The sequence below is a fragment of the Allobosea sp. OK403 genome, assembly GCF_900113835.1.
GTDB lineage: Bacteria > Pseudomonadota > Alphaproteobacteria > Rhizobiales > Beijerinckiaceae > Allobosea.
Genome location: NZ_FOQV01000002.1, coordinates 961,776 through 976,804, shown reverse-complemented (window position 1 = coordinate 976,804; position 15,029 = coordinate 961,776). Strand labels below are relative to the sequence as shown.

Annotated in this window: 12 protein-coding genes; 7 read left to right on the top strand and 5 right to left on the bottom strand. The window is 65.3% G+C overall.

Going from position 1 to position 15,029, the window contains the following annotated elements; genetic code table 11:
- Positions 1–13 precede the first annotated feature (13 nt).
- Complete coding sequence (locus tag BMZ97_RS10580; protein ID WP_244546332.1) at positions 14–1,105, top strand: ABC transporter ATP-binding protein; 1,092 nt, start codon at positions 14–16, stop codon at positions 1,103–1,105.
- 5 nt (positions 1,106–1,110) lie between these two features.
- Positions 1,111–2,529 carry an FAD-binding oxidoreductase gene (locus tag BMZ97_RS10575; RefSeq protein WP_092168972.1) on the top strand — a complete coding sequence of 473 codons (1,419 nt, stop codon included), beginning with the start codon at positions 1,111–1,113 and terminating at the stop codon, positions 2,527–2,529.
- A gap of 60 nt (positions 2,530–2,589) precedes the next feature.
- Here BMZ97_RS10575 and BMZ97_RS10570 read toward each other — a convergent pair whose 3' ends face one another.
- Both BMZ97_RS10570 and BMZ97_RS10565 read right to left on the bottom strand, forming a co-directional pair.
- Positions 2,590–4,020: an MmgE/PrpD family protein gene (locus BMZ97_RS10570; protein ID WP_092168190.1), complete on the bottom strand. Its 1,431-nt coding sequence runs from the start codon at positions 4,018–4,020 to the stop codon at positions 2,590–2,592.
- A 12-nt stretch (positions 4,021–4,032) separates the two neighbouring features.
- On the bottom strand, positions 4,033–4,698 hold the full coding sequence (locus BMZ97_RS10565) for an FCD domain-containing protein (protein WP_092168187.1): 666 nt from the start codon (positions 4,696–4,698) through the stop codon (positions 4,033–4,035).
- A gap of 210 nt (positions 4,699–4,908) precedes the next feature.
- Between BMZ97_RS10565 and BMZ97_RS10560 the strand changes: the two genes are divergently transcribed.
- The 3 genes from BMZ97_RS10560 (at position 4,909) to BMZ97_RS10550 (ending at position 9,032) form a co-directional block, all read left to right on the top strand.
- Positions 4,909–5,970 (top strand): ABC transporter ATP-binding protein, encoded by a 1,062-nt coding sequence (locus tag BMZ97_RS10560; protein ID WP_092168184.1) that lies wholly within the window; start codon positions 4,909–4,911, stop codon positions 5,968–5,970.
- A 188-nt stretch (positions 5,971–6,158) separates the two neighbouring features.
- Positions 6,159–7,187: an ABC transporter substrate-binding protein gene (locus BMZ97_RS10555; RefSeq protein WP_244546331.1), complete on the top strand. Its 1,029-nt coding sequence runs from the start codon at positions 6,159–6,161 to the stop codon at positions 7,185–7,187.
- Positions 7,188–7,301: 114 nt separating this feature from the next.
- On the top strand, positions 7,302–9,032 hold the full coding sequence (locus BMZ97_RS10550) for an ABC transporter permease (RefSeq protein ID WP_092168178.1): 1,731 nt from the start codon (positions 7,302–7,304) through the stop codon (positions 9,030–9,032).
- Here BMZ97_RS10550 and BMZ97_RS10545 read toward each other — a convergent pair whose 3' ends face one another.
- Entirely contained in the window at positions 9,033–9,719 is a 687-nt protein-coding gene (locus tag BMZ97_RS10545; RefSeq protein ID WP_092168175.1) for an FCD domain-containing protein, read from the bottom strand.
- A gap of 136 nt (positions 9,720–9,855) precedes the next feature.
- On the opposite strand from BMZ97_RS10545, the gene BMZ97_RS10540 reads away from it, so the two are divergent.
- Positions 9,856–11,274, top strand: coding sequence for an MmgE/PrpD family protein (locus tag BMZ97_RS10540; RefSeq protein WP_092168172.1), 1,419 nt, complete (start codon positions 9,856–9,858; stop codon positions 11,272–11,274).
- Between the two features lie 2 nt (positions 11,275–11,276).
- Entirely contained in the window at positions 11,277–12,344 is a 1,068-nt protein-coding gene (locus BMZ97_RS10535; RefSeq protein WP_092168169.1) for an isocitrate/isopropylmalate dehydrogenase family protein, read from the top strand.
- A gap of 78 nt (positions 12,345–12,422) precedes the next feature.
- On the opposite strand, the gene BMZ97_RS10530 is transcribed toward BMZ97_RS10535, so the two are convergent.
- Both BMZ97_RS10530 and BMZ97_RS10525 read right to left on the bottom strand, forming a co-directional pair.
- Positions 12,423–14,024 (bottom strand): rhodanese-like domain-containing protein, encoded by a 1,602-nt coding sequence (locus BMZ97_RS10530; RefSeq protein WP_139221192.1) that lies wholly within the window; start codon positions 14,022–14,024, stop codon positions 12,423–12,425.
- Complete coding sequence (locus BMZ97_RS10525; RefSeq protein ID WP_244546330.1) at positions 14,024–14,989, bottom strand: alpha/beta fold hydrolase; 966 nt, start codon at positions 14,987–14,989, stop codon at positions 14,024–14,026. Before BMZ97_RS10525 ends, BMZ97_RS10530 begins: the two co-directional genes overlap by 1 nt.
- Positions 14,990–15,029 lie beyond the last annotated feature (40 nt).

Genomic DNA, 15,029 nt, shown 5'->3' with positions numbered 1-15,029 from the left:
GGAGGCGCCTGTCATGACCATGAGCGCAGCACCTCCTCCGGAGGCCGAGCCGGTCATCAGGCTCGAAGGCCTCAGCAAGGCCTATGGCGATTTCACCGCCCTGCACAGGACCGACATTTCGGTTCGCCGGGGCGAGTTCCTGACGCTGCTCGGGCCCAGCGGCTCGGGCAAGAGCACCATTCTGAACCTGATCTCCGGGGCCGTGGCGGCGAGCTCCGGCCGCATCCTGCTCGACGGCCGGGACGTGACCGTGCAGCCGGCGCGCGAGCGCGGTATCGGCATGGTGTTCCAGAACTATGCGCTGATGCCGCATATGAGCGTCTTCGACAATGTCGCCTATCCCTTGAAGATCCGCGGACTGCCGAAAAGCGAGATCGCGAGCAAGGTGCGCGACGTGCTGGCTCGCGTCGGCCTGACCGATTTCGAGGCGCGCAAGCCGCGCCAGCTTTCCGGCGGGCAGCAGCAGCGCGTCGGCATCGCGCGCTGCATCGTCTACTCGCCCAAGATCATCCTGATGGACGAGCCTCTCGGCGCGCTCGACAAGAACATGCGCGACCAGATGCAGGAGGAGATCAAGCGCCTCCACACTGAACTCGGCACCACGATCATCTATGTCACGCATGATCAGGAAGAGGCGCTGAACCTGTCGGACACGGTGTGCCTGATGGAAGGCGGCCGTGTCGCTCAGATCGGCACGCCGGAGCAGCTCTATTTCGAGCCGGCTAATATCTTTGCGGCCCAGTTCATCGGCGAGTCCAATCTCTTCGATGTCATGCCTGTAGGAGCCGGGCTGCTGCGGGCTGCAGACGGTACGACGTTCCGGCCAGCGGCCACGGCGAGGTCCGGCGCCAAGGTTCTCGTTCGCCCGGAGAAGCTCAGGATCGTGGCGGCGGAGCAGGCGCCGCCCGACGGCGTCAACACGCTTTCGGGCGCGGTCGATCATGTCTCCTTTGTCGGCGGCATGACGCGTTTGACGATCCGCGCCGCGAACGGAGCGAGCTTCGTCGCGAAGAACATCTCCGAACGCGCCGCATTACGCGTCAAGGCGGGCGACCGGCTGCATGTCGCCTGGGATGATGGCGACGTCATTCTTCTGAACGGGTGAGCTTGATGTCCGAGAGCTTTCTGGCTGTGCTCAAGGCCATTCTGGACACGCTTGTCCTGGATGAGCCGGTTGCGATGCAGCCGCATCTGATCGACTGGCGCAAACGCCATGAAGGGCAAGCCCTTGCCATCGCGCTGCCGGGGTCGACGGAGGCTGTCGCCGCGATCGTCAGTCTCTGCGGCCGTCATCGGGTTCCGATCTATCCGCAAGGCGGCAACACCAGCGTCTGCGGCGGTTCGGTGCCGGATGCTTCTGGGAGTGGCATCGTTGTCAATCTGCGCCGGATGAACCGCATCCTGTCCGTCGACCCGCGGGATAATGCGATGCTGGTGCAGGCCGGCTGCGTGCTGGCGAATGTGCAGGAGGCGGCGCTTGCGGCGGACCGGCTGTTCCCGATGAGCCTCGGCGCCGAGGGTTCGTGCCAGATAGGCGGCAATATCGCGACCAATGCCGGCGGCACGGCGGTCGTCCGCTACGGCAACATGCGCGACCTCGTCCTCGGTATCGAGGCGGTCCTGCCGGATGGAACGATCTGGAACGGCTTGCGCACGCTGCGCAAGAACAACAGCGGCTACGATCTCAAGAACCTCTTCATCGGTTCGGAAGGCACGCTCGGCATCGTCACGGCTGCGGCGCTGAAGCTTTTCCCGCGGCCGCGCCATAGCGTCACCGCTTTGATCGCCGTCGGCTCGATCGAGACGGCGGCGGCGTTGGCGCAGGCACTACAGACCGAGTTTCCCGGCGCCGTCTCCGCGGTCGAGCTGATCTCCGAGAGCGAACTCGCACTGGTCGTGCGGCATATCCCCGGCACGGCCCACCCCTTGGCGAGCGAGGCGCCCTGGTATGTGCTCGTCGAGATCGCGGGTGCGGAGGGCGAAGCGGTGGTCTGCGACCGCCTGACCGCGATTCTGGAAGAACCGATGGCTGCAGGCTCCGTGACGGACGCGACCATCGCCACAAGCGAGCGCCAGCGCCAGCAGCTCTGGCATCTGCGCCACAACGTCACCGAGGCCAATGTCAGGGAAGGCTTGGGCCTGACGCACGACATTGCCGTGCCGCCCGCGCGCATTCCGCAGTTCGTGCATCGGGCGGAAGCTGCGCTTGCCTCTGCGTTTCCCCAGGCGGTGCCGGTCGTGGTCGGCCATCTCGGGGACGGCAATCTGCATTACATCGCCATGTTCAGCCATGCCGATTGGGGCGCGATGGCAGACAAGCCGGGCGCGACCCGGGCGGTCGGGCATCTGCTCTACGACATCGCCGCCGATCTCGGCGGCACCTTCAGCGCCGAGCACGGCATCGGCTCGATCCATCTCGGCGAGATGTCGCGCTACAAGCCGCCGGTCGAGCTTTTGCTGATGCAGCGCATCAAGGGGCTTCTCGACCCGGATGAGCTGATGAATCCAGGCCGGGTTCTACCCCGCTAATGACTGTCTGAGCGCGGGCAATGAGCGCGACGCGGCCGGACAGATCCCGCGCGGAACGCGTCAGGCGACTGAATATACGGGCTGCGCGGTCCCGGTCATCAGGGCTATCAGGCGCGCCAGATCGGCCCCGGTATCGAAGCTCCGGGTCAGCGCCAGGACCTCGTCCTGCGTCGCGCTGTCGAGCACACCCTCGGCGCACATGCGGAACTTGCCGTCGAGATCGGCGTCGCTGATCGGATTCAACGGGCCGCCGCGATAGCGCTCGTCGGCCCATTGCACGAGGGTGCGCCCGTCCTTTGTCTGGACCTCGATGCGTGAGCGGATGAGGTCGTAGCCCCTGGCGTCGATCTCGGGATCGTTGATCACATCGGTGCGGGCCTGCAGGTCCTGCATCGCCTCTCCGGCCACGAAGACGTCCTCGAATTCGTGATGGCTAGCGCGCCGGCACAGCACGATCATCGCCAGCAGCGCCGGCATGGAGAATTTGGCCTGCAGATGGTTCCTGGCGATCGGATAGCGGATCGGCTCGATGATGTTCTTGCCGGCGAAGAAGCGCACGCGCTCCACCTGCTCCGGTTTCAGGTCGTGATCGAGGACGAGCTTCAGCATCGCATCCATGGATTGATGCGTCAGGATGCCGGACGGGTAGGGCTTGATCGAGATTCCCGGGTTCTCGATCGTGAGCCGCCGACCGAAGCCTTCTTTGGCCTTCTGCGTATCGAAGCCTTCCCCCATCACCGAGAAAAAGCCCCAGGGCCCGTCGAGCGCCGCGGGGTCGGCGTCGAAGCCTCGCGCGGCGAGGAGCGCGGCGGTGACGCCGTTTTCGCAGGCGCGTCCGACATGTAGCGGCTTGGTCATGGTGCCGAAATTGCAGCGGATGCCGGCAGCAAAGCTCGCCGCCATTCCCAGCGCATGGGCGAGCCGGTCTCCCGACAGGCCCAGAAGATGGGCTGCGGCGACACAGGCGCCGAAGGTCCCGACCGTGCCGCTGGTATGATGGCCGCGCCGGTAGTGCCGTGGCGTCATCCATTCCGAGATCTTGCACTCGACCTCGAAGCCGAGCTGGAAGGCCAGCATCACCGCCTTGCCGTCGCGGATGCCGAGCCGCTCGGCCATGACCAGGGCCGCCGTCAACGGCGGAATAGTTGGATGCGTGAGCAGTCCATAGATATGGGCGGGATCGTGCGAGACCTGCGTGTCGTCCCAGTCATGCGCATGGCCGGCGGTGCCCCAGACACGGGCTGCGAGCGCGGCCGGCACGCGGTGAGCGCCAGCTGCCGGCAGTGGCGCATCGGCCCGCCCGCCCTGTTCGAGGGCGTCAGCGATGAGGATCTCGACCGAATGCTCGCGACTGCCCGCGAGATAGAGGCCGAGCGCATCGACGATGCAGCGTCGTCCTATCCGTAAAGCCTCAGGCGAGAGGTCGGCATAGCTGGTGGTCTCGATGAAGTGGAGAGCTTGGCGGGTGATGTCGCTGGCGGCTGCGCTCACGGGAGTTCCCTCTCAAGTCAGATGGTTCGCCATCAGGCGTATCTTGGCCGTGGCCACATGGTTGAAATGAGCGGCATAGGCGCGGGCGGGGTCGCGCGCGGCGATGGCTTCCACCATCTCGCGATGCTCTTCATTGGAGGCCTGCACGGAATCCGCCAGCATCAGGTTGCGGGTGCGGTAGAGCCGCAATTGCTTGACGAGCGCGAGGTAATGCGTGGCGAGGGTGGCGTTACCGGCGCGGGTGACGATCGCTTCGTGCAGCGCGAAATTCTCGGTGATGTAGGTCTCGAAATCGTCGCGCGCGACGGCCTCGTCCATGGCCGCGACGTGGCCTCGCAGGCGCTCTACATCCGCTGCGCTGGCCCGAATGGCGAGACATTGCCCGGCGAGGGCGAAAAGCGCGGCGCGCACGTCGTAGATCTCGGCGGCTTGCGCGGCCGTGAGCCGCCGCACGAAGACGCCGCGGTTGGGAATGGTGTCGATCAAGCCGGTGCGGTCGAGCGAGCGCAGAGCCTCGCGAATAGGGCCGCGGCTGATGCCGAAACGCAGGGCCAGCGCCTGCTCGTTGATCTTGTCGCCGGGGGCGTATTCGCCGCCCAGGATCACGCGCTCGATCTCCTGCTCGATCAGCATCGGCAGGGAGCGATCCCTCAGCAGCTCGATGGCTTGGGCGAGCATTGGCTTTCCTTCCTCGGGAATCGTGGGTAAAATGTCATCTGAAGAATGTCAACAATCTGCAAAATGAAATGCTTATTGTTGACAATCTAATCGAGGGTCCGTAGCCTTCGGTCGATAGCTCACACAGAGGCGGACGTAGCCCGGCGTAATGCCGGACGATGCGCAACGCCCGGGCTCATCTTGCGATGAAACGGCGTCTGGGAGGATGCATTGGCGTTTCTGGAGCTGGCCGACCTCACCATGCGCTATGGCGCGCTGACCGTGGTCGATCGCGTCGACCTCAAAGTCGAGAAGGGCGATCTCGTCTGCCTGCTCGGACCATCGGGCTGCGGCAAGACGACGACGCTGCGACTGATCGCTGGCTTCATCACACCCAAGGGCGGTGAAATTCACGTCGGCGGACGCACGATCTCGTCCGCCGGGTGGAGCGAACCTCCGGAGCGGCGGGGCATGTCGATGATCTTCCAGAGCTATGCGCTCTGGCCGCACATGACTGTTCGCGAGAATATCGGCTACGGCCTGATGCTTCGGAAGATGTCGGCCGCCGAGATCGTGAGGCTGGTCGACAAGATTCTCGACGTCACGCGATTGAAGGCGCTTGCCGAGCGTTATCCCGGAGAGCTTTCGGGCGGGCAGCAGCAACGTGTCTCACTGGCCCGCGCGCTCGTCGTCGAGCCCGAGATCCTGCTGCTGGACGAGCCGCTCTCCAATCTCGACGCCAATCTGCGCGAGGAGATGCGCTTCGAGATCCGCCGCCTGCACGATGCCTTCCGCTACACCACGGTCTATGTGACGCATGATCAGGCCGAGGCCATGACCACGGCCGATCTGATCGTCGTGATGAACCAGGGGCGCATCGAGCAGGCCGGGAGTCCCGAGGAGATCTACGAGCGGCCGCAGTCGGAATTCGTCGCGCGCTTCCTTGGCGGCACCAATATCCTGAAGGGCCGCTGGCTCGATGCCGAGACGGTGGAATGTGGTCCGCTGAAACTGCGCTGCGGCGCCGGCGACTTCTCCGCCGGCGGGGACGGCGTCGTCTCGGTGCGCCACCACGACATCGTGCTGGACTCCAAGCCCCAGGGCGACGGCCCCAACCGGACGCAGGGCACGGTCCTGCGCCAGGTCTATCTCGGCTCGCATCGCGACTACCTGATCGAGCTTCCCGGCGGTGCGCAGATTCGCACGGTGGCCGAGCCTCATCTGGCCATCGATCGCGGCCAGCCCGTCTGGCTGCACTTTCCGCAGGAGTATTGCCGCGCCCTGGCTCGTTGAACGAGGCGGCCAAAGGCCGCCCTAGAGCAATTTCCGATCCAATTGGATCGTTCAATAGCTCTAGCCCTTTGTTGTAACGCGTTTTCTTCACGCGAACCGGGGGCCAGTTCGCTCGAAAACGCTCTCGCCAACCATAACAATCGGGAGGACCAAGAATGAAACGCCCAAGGTTCGACAGACGCTCCGTGATGGCCGGCCTTCTTCTCTCCACGGCTCTCGGCGGCCTGCCCGCCCTGGCGCAGGCCCCCGCACCCTATGACGTCACGCCGGAGCTCATCGAGGCGGCGAAGAAGGAAGGCACCGTCACCTTCTATACCGCCACCGATGTCGTGGTTGCCGAGCGGGTCGGCAGCGCCTTCGAGGCGAAATATCCCGGCATCAAGGTCAAGGTCGAGCGCTCAGGCGCGGAACGCGTGTTCCAGCGCCTCAGCCAGGAATATGGCAGCTCGATCTACAATGCCGATGTGGTGGAAACCTCGGATGCGGTGCACTTCGTGCTGTTCAAGCGCAATGGCTGGCTGGCCCAGGCCGTGCCGGCCGAGGTCGCCAAGGACTGGCCGAAGGAGGCCAGAGATCCGGACGGCTACTACGCTGCCTATCGGGCGCATCTCTCGGTCATCGGCTACAACACCAAGCAGGTGAAGGCCGAGGAGGCGCCTAAGAGCCATGCCGACCTGCTCAATCCGAAATGGCGCGGCCGCATCGTAAAAGCCCATCCCGGCTATTCCGGCACGGTGATGACCGGGACCGACGTGTTGAGCCAGGCGCTCGGCTGGGACTTTTTCGAGAAGCTCGGCAAGCAGCGCATCATGCAGGTGCAGTCATCGACCGAGCCGCCGAAGAAACTGGCCCAGGGCGAGCGCTCCATCGAGGCCGACGGCAACGAATACAACATGTTCATGCTGAAGGAGAGCGGCGTTCCCGTCGAGATCGTCTATGCGACGGAGGGCACGCCAATCGCCATCGGCCATGGCGGCCTGCTCAAGAACGCGCCGCATCCCAATGCCGCGAAGCTGTTCTACTCCTTCCTGTTCGACCAGGAGACGCAGCAGCTCAACAGCGATTTCGGCGGGCTGCGCTCCTTCCACCCACGCGTCAAGGAGAAGGAGACGCGCGTGCCACTCTCCAAGATCAAGCTGCTCTATTCCGACCCGGTCAAGCTCGAGCCCAATATCGAGATGATCAAGAAAAAATACGAAGAGTATTTCGGCACTTGATCCGGCCGAGGCTGTCCTCCCGCGGCGCGGGCGTTTCGCGCCGTCCTTTCGCCTTTTGACGAAATCAGCGCTCGGCGTTTTCGCGTCGCGTGCTGGCTGCGCACGGAGATCCTCATGACTGCGATAGCCGGGATCGACGCCGGGATTCCCACGCGCCGCATCAGTTTGGACTGGTCGCGGCCGATCTTCGTGCTGCTCACGGTGATCCTGGCGGTGCTGGTGCTGCTGCCGCTCGGCTGGCTCGGCTATTACGCGATAACGGATCAGACGGGCAGCCTGAGCCTCGCCAATTTCAGGGCGCTGGTCACCGATGCGACGCTGCGCCGGCCCTTCATCATCGCTATCACCATGTCGCTGAGCGTTGGGGCGATGTCCTGCGTCATCGCGGTCCCGCTCGCCTGGATCGTGGCGCGCACCGACATGCCGGGCCGCGGCATGGTGCGCGGGCTCGTCATGGCGTCCTTCGTGACGCCGCCCTTCCTCGGCGCCATCGCCTGGGAGATTCTCGCCGCGCCCAATAGCGGCATCATCAATGCCGTCTATCGCTGGCTGTTCGGCCTGGACCCTTACGAGTACCTCGTCGACATCTACACGCTCTCGGGGCTGGTCTTCGCCATCTCCTGCTACACCTTCCCCTATGTCTTCACATTGGTGACGAACGCGCTCGAACGTGTGCCGACCGAGCTGGAGGAGGCCTCCGCCATCCTCGGCGGCGGCCTTTGGCCGACCTTGCGCAAGGTGACGATCCCGCTCGTGCTGCCCGCCATGCTCGCCGGCTCCCTCATCGCGATCTTGCAGGCGCTGACGATGTTCGGCTCGCCGGCCATCCTGGCCTTGCCGGCGAATTTCCATGTCATCACCACCAAGATCTGGAGCCTGTTCCAGTATCCGCCCAAGCCAGGGCTTGCAGCTGCTGCCGCGCTGCCGCTGCTTCTCGTCACCATCCTGTTGCTGTGGACGCAGCGGCGCATCCTCGGCCGACGCGGCTACACCACGCTCGGCGGCAAGAGCGGGAGCGTGCGCATCACCGTGCTCGGGCGCTGGAAATGGCTGGCGCTCGGCTTCACCTTCCTCATCCTCTCGCTGACGGTGCTGATGCCCTATGCAGCGCTTGTGAAGACCGCGCTCACCCGCACCGTGGCCGAGCCGCTGACCTTCGAGAGCTTCACGCTCCATCATATCTGGTTCGTGTTCTTCGAGTTTTCCGCGACGCAGCTCGCGCTGCGTAATACCTTCCTGCTCGGCTTTCTCACGGCGACCATCGGCACGGCGATCGCGCTCGTCGTGGCCTATCTCGTCACGCGCGGCACCTCGCGGGCGGCGCCTTATCTCGGCTATCTCGCGACCGCGCCGATCGCGATCCCCGGCATCGTGCTCGGTGTCGGCCTCTTCCTCAGCTATTCCAGCCCGATCTTGCCGCTTTACGGCACGCTCTGGATCCTGCTGATCGCCTTCCTGACCATCGAGATGCCGGCGGGCTACCAGCAGCTCTCCTCGGCCTTCAAAAGCGTGCATGTCGAACTGGAGGAGGCGGGGCGCATTCTGGGTGCGACGCGGATGACGACGCTGCGCACCATCACCGCGCCGCTACTGCGCTCCAATGTCGTGGCGGCCTGGTGTTTCGTCTTCATCGGCACGATCCGCGAACTCTCCGCCACGATCCTGCTGACGACGGCGGACACCAAGCTCGTCTCGGTCATCATCTACGACCTGAACGAATCCGGCGATCTCGGCGCGATCTCCGTGCTCGGGATCATGCTGCTGATGGTCTCGTTCGCCGTCGTGTTCCTCGCCAATCGCCTGCCGCTTCTCGGGGGCGTGAGAGTTGGCCCGGTCCGCGGCTGATCAGGCGTCGGGATAATGACCAAGTGGGCCAAACAGTGCGCTGCGGCTGATCAGGACATGCTCCTCCAGCGCAGCCTCGGCCCCGATGGGGTCACGTGCCGCGATGCGTTCGAGGATGGCGCGGTGCTCGTCATTGGAGGTCGCCATCCGGCCCGGCATGTCGAGGGTGCGGCGGCGCAGCAGGTGCATCTCGCGGTGGATCGCGGCGCATTCGGCCGCCAGGCGGGTATTGCCGCCGAATTCGACGATGGCCTCGTGAAAGCGCAAATTGCCGGGATAGAAGCTGTTCAGGTCTCCGGCCGCCATGGCAGCGTCCATCTCCTCGACATAACCGGTGAGGATGGCGATCTGCTGGTCGGTGACGATGGGCGCCAGCAGCCGGCCAGCCAGGCCATAGAGCGCGGCCCGGATCTCGTAGAGTTCTGCCGCCTCGCGTCCGTCGAGCGCGCGGATGAACACGCCGCGGTTGACGATGACATTCACCAGCCCGCTCTGCTCCAGCCCGCGGCAGGCCTCGCGGATCGGCCCCCGGCTGACCCCCAGCTTGGCCGCGAGCGCATTCTCGTTGAGCCGCTCGCCGGCACTCAGCTCGCCCCGCTCGATCATCTGCTCCAGCTCGTGGCGGATGATCGAGGTCAGCGACTGGTTGCGGCGAAGCTGCAGGGCGGAATCGATATCGAGACTCATGCCATGGGGTTCCTGCAATGGGTTCCGTGCGGTTGCCTCAATCTATCAGCCGCAATTGGCGGATGCCATCGAATCTTAAACTGTTGACAATCAGCAAAAGACAATTAGACGCTGGTGACCAATCCTGGAGGACGCCATGAAGACGCCCGATAATCTTTCGCCTTCGGATAATGGCCTGACGCGCTATGTCGCGAGCTTCATCTGCGAGGCTTCGCCGGCGGATTTGCCCGGCGATATTGTCGCGTTGGGCAAGAAATCGATCCTCGACGGGCTTGGGCTGGCGCTGTCGGGCTCGGTTGCCCATAGCGGCGACTATGTCCGCCGGCATTTGCTGGATCTGAATCTCGGGGAGGGGCCGGCCACCGTGATCGGCTCGAAATTGAAGGTCGCGCCGCGTTTCGCCGCCTTCGCCAATGGCGTCGGCATTCATGCGGACGATTATGACGACACCCAGCTCGCCGTGGCCAAGGACCGGGTTTACGGCCTGCTCACCCATCCGACCGCGCCCGCGCTGCCGGCAGCGCTTGCGATGGGTGAGGCGAAGGGCGCCAGCGGGCGCGAGGTGATGCTCGCCTATCATCTGGGCGTCGAGGTGGAGTGCAAGATCGCCGAGGCGATCAACCCGCGCCACTACCAGACCGGCTTTCACGCCACGGCAACCTGCGGCACCTTCGCCGCCGCCGCCGCCAGCGCCAAGCTGATGGGGCTCAATCTCGACCAGACCTTGCGCGCGCTCTCCATCGCCGGCAGCCAGTCGGCTGGCCTGCGCGAGAATTTCGGCACGATGACAAAACCCTTCCATGCCGGGCGCTCGTCGGAGAGCGGCGTCGCGGCGGCCCAGTTCGCCGAATATGGCTGGAGCGCCACGGACAAGATCCTGGAGGCGCCGCGCGGCTTCTTCCGCGCCGCCGGCGGCGGCTATGACGAGGCTGCGATCCTTAATCAGCTCGGCGCGCCCTGGACCTTTGCGACGCCAGGCATCTCGATCAAGCCGCATCCGTCGGGCTCGCTCACCCATCCCGGCATGACCGAGATGTTGCGCCTCATCCGCGAGAACAGGATCACGGCCGGCGAGGTCGAGCGGGTCCGCATCGGCACCAACCACAACATGCCCAATGCCCTGATCCACCACCGCCCGACCAACGAGCTCCAGGCCAAGTTCTCGATGGAGTTCTGCATGGCGGCCCTCCTGATCGAGGGCAAAGCCGGTCTTGCCGAGTTCACCGACGAGGTCGTGAACCGCCCCGACATAAAGGCGATGATCGAGCGCATCGACTTCGTCGTCGATGAGGAGGCGGAGGCGGCCGGCTACGACAAGATGACGACCCTGATCGCCATCGCGCTGAAGGACGGCCGGACGATCTCGGGCCGGGCCGATTTCGGCAAGGGCAGCCCGACCAACCCGATGAGCTATGAGGAGGTCTCCGACAAGTTCCGCGAGACCGCAGGCTTCGCCAGGCTTGCGCCGGAGCGGATCGAAGACGTGATCGCCCTGGTGCGCGATCTGGAGACGCTGCCCTCGATTGAGCGCCTGATGGCGCCGTTGCGGTTGTGACCATGGCTCAGCTCGTCATCGGCGTCCTCGACGGGGACGATATCGGCCACGAGATCGTGCCGGCGGCCGTGGCGGTGGTGCAGGCTGCCGCTGTCCGGCATGGGCTGGAGATCGACTGGCAGCCGATGCCGATCGGGCGTGCCGCGCTCGACAGCCACGGCACGACGATGCCCGAGGGCACATTGGAGACGCTCGCGAGCTTCGATGGCTTCATTCTCGGTCCGATCGGCCATCAGGCCTATCCGAAGGGTCCGGGCGCGATCAATCCGCATCCGATCCTGCGCAAGCATTTCGACCTGTTCGCCAATGTCCGCCCGACGCGCTCCTATCCGGGCATCGGCTGCATCTATGACGATATCGACCTCGTCATCGTGCGGGAGAACAACGAAGGCTTTCAGCCGGACCGCAATGTGGTGATGGGCTCCGGCGAGTTCAGGCCCAATGACGACCTGACCATCTCGGTGCGCGTCATCTCGCGCAAGGGCAGCCGCAAGGTCGCGCGCGCCGCCCTCGATATCGCCCGCTCGCGCAAGAAGCGGCTGACGCTCGTGCATAAGAACACCGTGTTCAAGCTCGGCTGCGGCATGTTCGTGGAAAGCTGCTACGAGGTGGCGAAGGATTATCCCGACGTAACGGTCGACGAGGTGATCGTCGATACTTTCGCCATGCGCCTGATCCGTGATCCGCAGAGTTTCGACACGGTGGTGACGACGAATATGTTCGGCGATATCCTGACCGACGAGGCTGCCGGTCTCGTCGGCGGGCTCGGCATGGCGCCGGGCCTGTGCATCGGGGAGGGTGGGCTCGCCATGGCGCAGGCGACGCATGGCTCTGCTCCCGATATCGCCGGCAAGGACATCGCCAACCCCTATGCGATGATCGAATCGGCGCGGATGCTGATCGAGCATCTCGGCCGCGCCAGGACACTCCCGCAAGCGCTGGACGCAGCTCGCACGATGCAGGGTGCGATCGACAAGGCGCTGGCCTCACCGCAGACGCGCACGCGCGACATCCGCGGCACGGCCGGTACGCGCGCCATGACCGAGGCGATCGTCAGCGCGATCGGCTAGAGCCGGATGATGTCTGATGGAATCACAAAGTGATGCCATCAGACATCATCCGGCTCTCATCCAAAAGCGAGAGCAGGATCAACGCGAAAAACCGGTTCCCACTTTTTCGCATCCTGCTCTGAGATCAATCGCATCCAGCCGGTACTCGCCGCGTTCGGCGTCGTCGAGCTGGGCGAGGAGGCCCATTTCCCAGGCGAGGTAGCGCCGGGCGGCATCGAGATTGCCGTCATGCCGGTCGTGCACGAAGAACTGGAAGTCGATCGCGTCAGCGTCGGCGGGGGCGTCCGGTGAGGTTTCCAGGGCAAGTCCGGCATTGCGCCAGCCCTGCGCATCGCCCGCGATCCTGTGCACCGAGACAGCGCCGGCCTCGATCAGGTCGATGGTGGCCAAGGCCGTGGTGCTCGTATCGCCGGCCAGCAGGACGCCGCGTCCGGCCACTGCCGGCAGGCGGGGGCGGATCGACCACGCGGCGCCGGGCAGATGCCCTGCGCGATAGTCGAACGAGCCGCGCAGATCGAGCAGGAGGTCGCCCTCCCGGGCTCGCGAGACAGCTTCGCTCGCCGCGACCTCAGGCAGTGCGGCCGGATGCCGTCGTCCAAGGGGCTCGACGGGCAGGCGCCAATCGGCGGGCCAGGCATCGATGCCGGCAAGCACACAGGTCTCGTAGCCGAGCTGACGCAGCCAGAAGGCGGCAAGCGCCGCCCGCAAGCCGGTATCGTCGGCGAGGATCACGCGGGCGCGCCGCACGCCGATCCATTGGTCCGTGGCCTGGACGAGCTGGCCACCCGGCGCGGAGGGCGCGGCGGCGTGCGGCGCGGCCGAATGCTCGGTGGGATCGCGCACATCGAGGAGATAGGTCGTCCGGCCCGGCTCGCGCGCAAGCCTGTCGGCTTCGGCGCGATCGATCTGCAGGAGGCCATGTGCCGCCATGAAGGCATCGGCGCGCTGCCGACTTGCCGCGGTCTGCGCTGCCGGCAGGGGCGCTGCGGCCACGCCATGCGCCAGAGTGCGGCCCGACAAGGCCCAGCCCTGAGTACCGTTCTCCAGGGCGAGCACGGGCAATCCGGGTTGCATGAGCGCGAGACCTGCCGCCCCGATGATGCTGCGTGTGCGCCCCGCGCAATTGATCACGACCGGGCCGCCTTCCGGGGCGAGCGCCTCCCAGCGATGACCCGCCTCGCCATTGGGCATGGAGCGCGATCCGGGAATGGTCATCTTGGCGAATTCGACGGCGGGGCGGCCGTCGAACAGTTGAAAGGACCGGTACTCGCTCCGCCACGCCTCGAGAGCATCCGGTCCCATAGCGGGACTATGCCACTGCGCCTCGACCAGCTCGCCCAGCGTCTTGCTCGGCAGGTTTACGCCCTTGAACAGGGTGTAGCCTGCGGCTGCCCAGGCGGGGGCGCCACCGTCGATCCAGTCAATCTCCGCATAGCCCAGCGCGGCTAGACGCTTTGTGGCGCGCCGTGCCAGGCCGTCGCCTTCGTCGACCAGGATGATCGGTACGTCACGGCGCGGCACGAGAGCCGCGACCATGGCCTCAAGCCGGCTATAGGGGCAGGGCACGGCGAGGAAGGGATGACCCTCGCCGTATTGGCCGTGTTCTCGCACATCGAGGCAGGCGATCTCACTGGGCGCATGCAGCCGCCGTTTCGCCTCATGCGGATCGACCGCAGCCATCAGGCGGCTTCGCTGTAGGGCGCGGGTTCCCGGCCCGAGAAGAACGCGTGGAAGCTGGCGTAGACGAGGTCGGGTCGGTGCTCAGCCGGGTAATGGCCGGTCGGGATCGCCCAACCGCGCAGGTCGTGCGCCCATTCGCTCCAGGCCTCGATCGGCTTGAAATGCCGGCCGCAATGGCTGTTCGAGCCCCATAGTACGAGGACCGGACAGTCGATCTTGCGCTTGCCGTAATCGGCCGTGTCCATGGCGAGGTCGAGCGTCACCGTGGCGCGGTAGTCCTCGCAGACGGCGTGAATCTGCTCCGGCGTCGTGCAGCGGGCATAATCGGCCAGCGCCTCGGGTGTGAAGATCTCGAGCCCGACGCCTTTCTTGTTGAGCTTGTAGCGGATGTAATAATCGAGATCGGCGCAGATCAATCGCTCGGGGAAGGGCGCCTTCTGCGCCATGAAGAACCAGTGATAGGATTCCAGCCCCCAGCCCAGGCTGACATGGGTCAGGACATGGTGGGTCGGCACGATGTCGAGCGCCGCCAGCGCCATGACGCGATGCGGCTGGTCGAGCGCCATGCGGAAGGCGACGCGGGCGCCCCGGTCGTGTCCCGCAATCGCGAAGCTGCCGAAGCCGAGCGCGTCCATCACGTCGAAATTGTCCTCGCCCATGGCGCGGAAGCTGTATTCGGAATGGTCCCCGCCACCCTCCGGCTTGGAGCTGTCGCCATAGCCACGCAGGTCGGTCGCCACCACCGTAAAGCTCTGCGCCAGCGAGGGTGCGATCTTGTGCCAGCTCGCCAGGTTGAGCGGGTTGCCGTGGATCAGCAGCAGCGGCGGTCCGCTGCCGGCGATGGCGACCTCGATCTCGGCGCCGCGGGTGCGGATCCTGCGCCGCTCGAAGCCCGCCATCAGCACGGGGCCATGCGGCAATAAAGGTGGCCGGCGCGTATCACCGTCCGATCGTTCCAGCATCATCGGCATTGCTCCTCGCCAGATCCCATGCGATGAATATCAT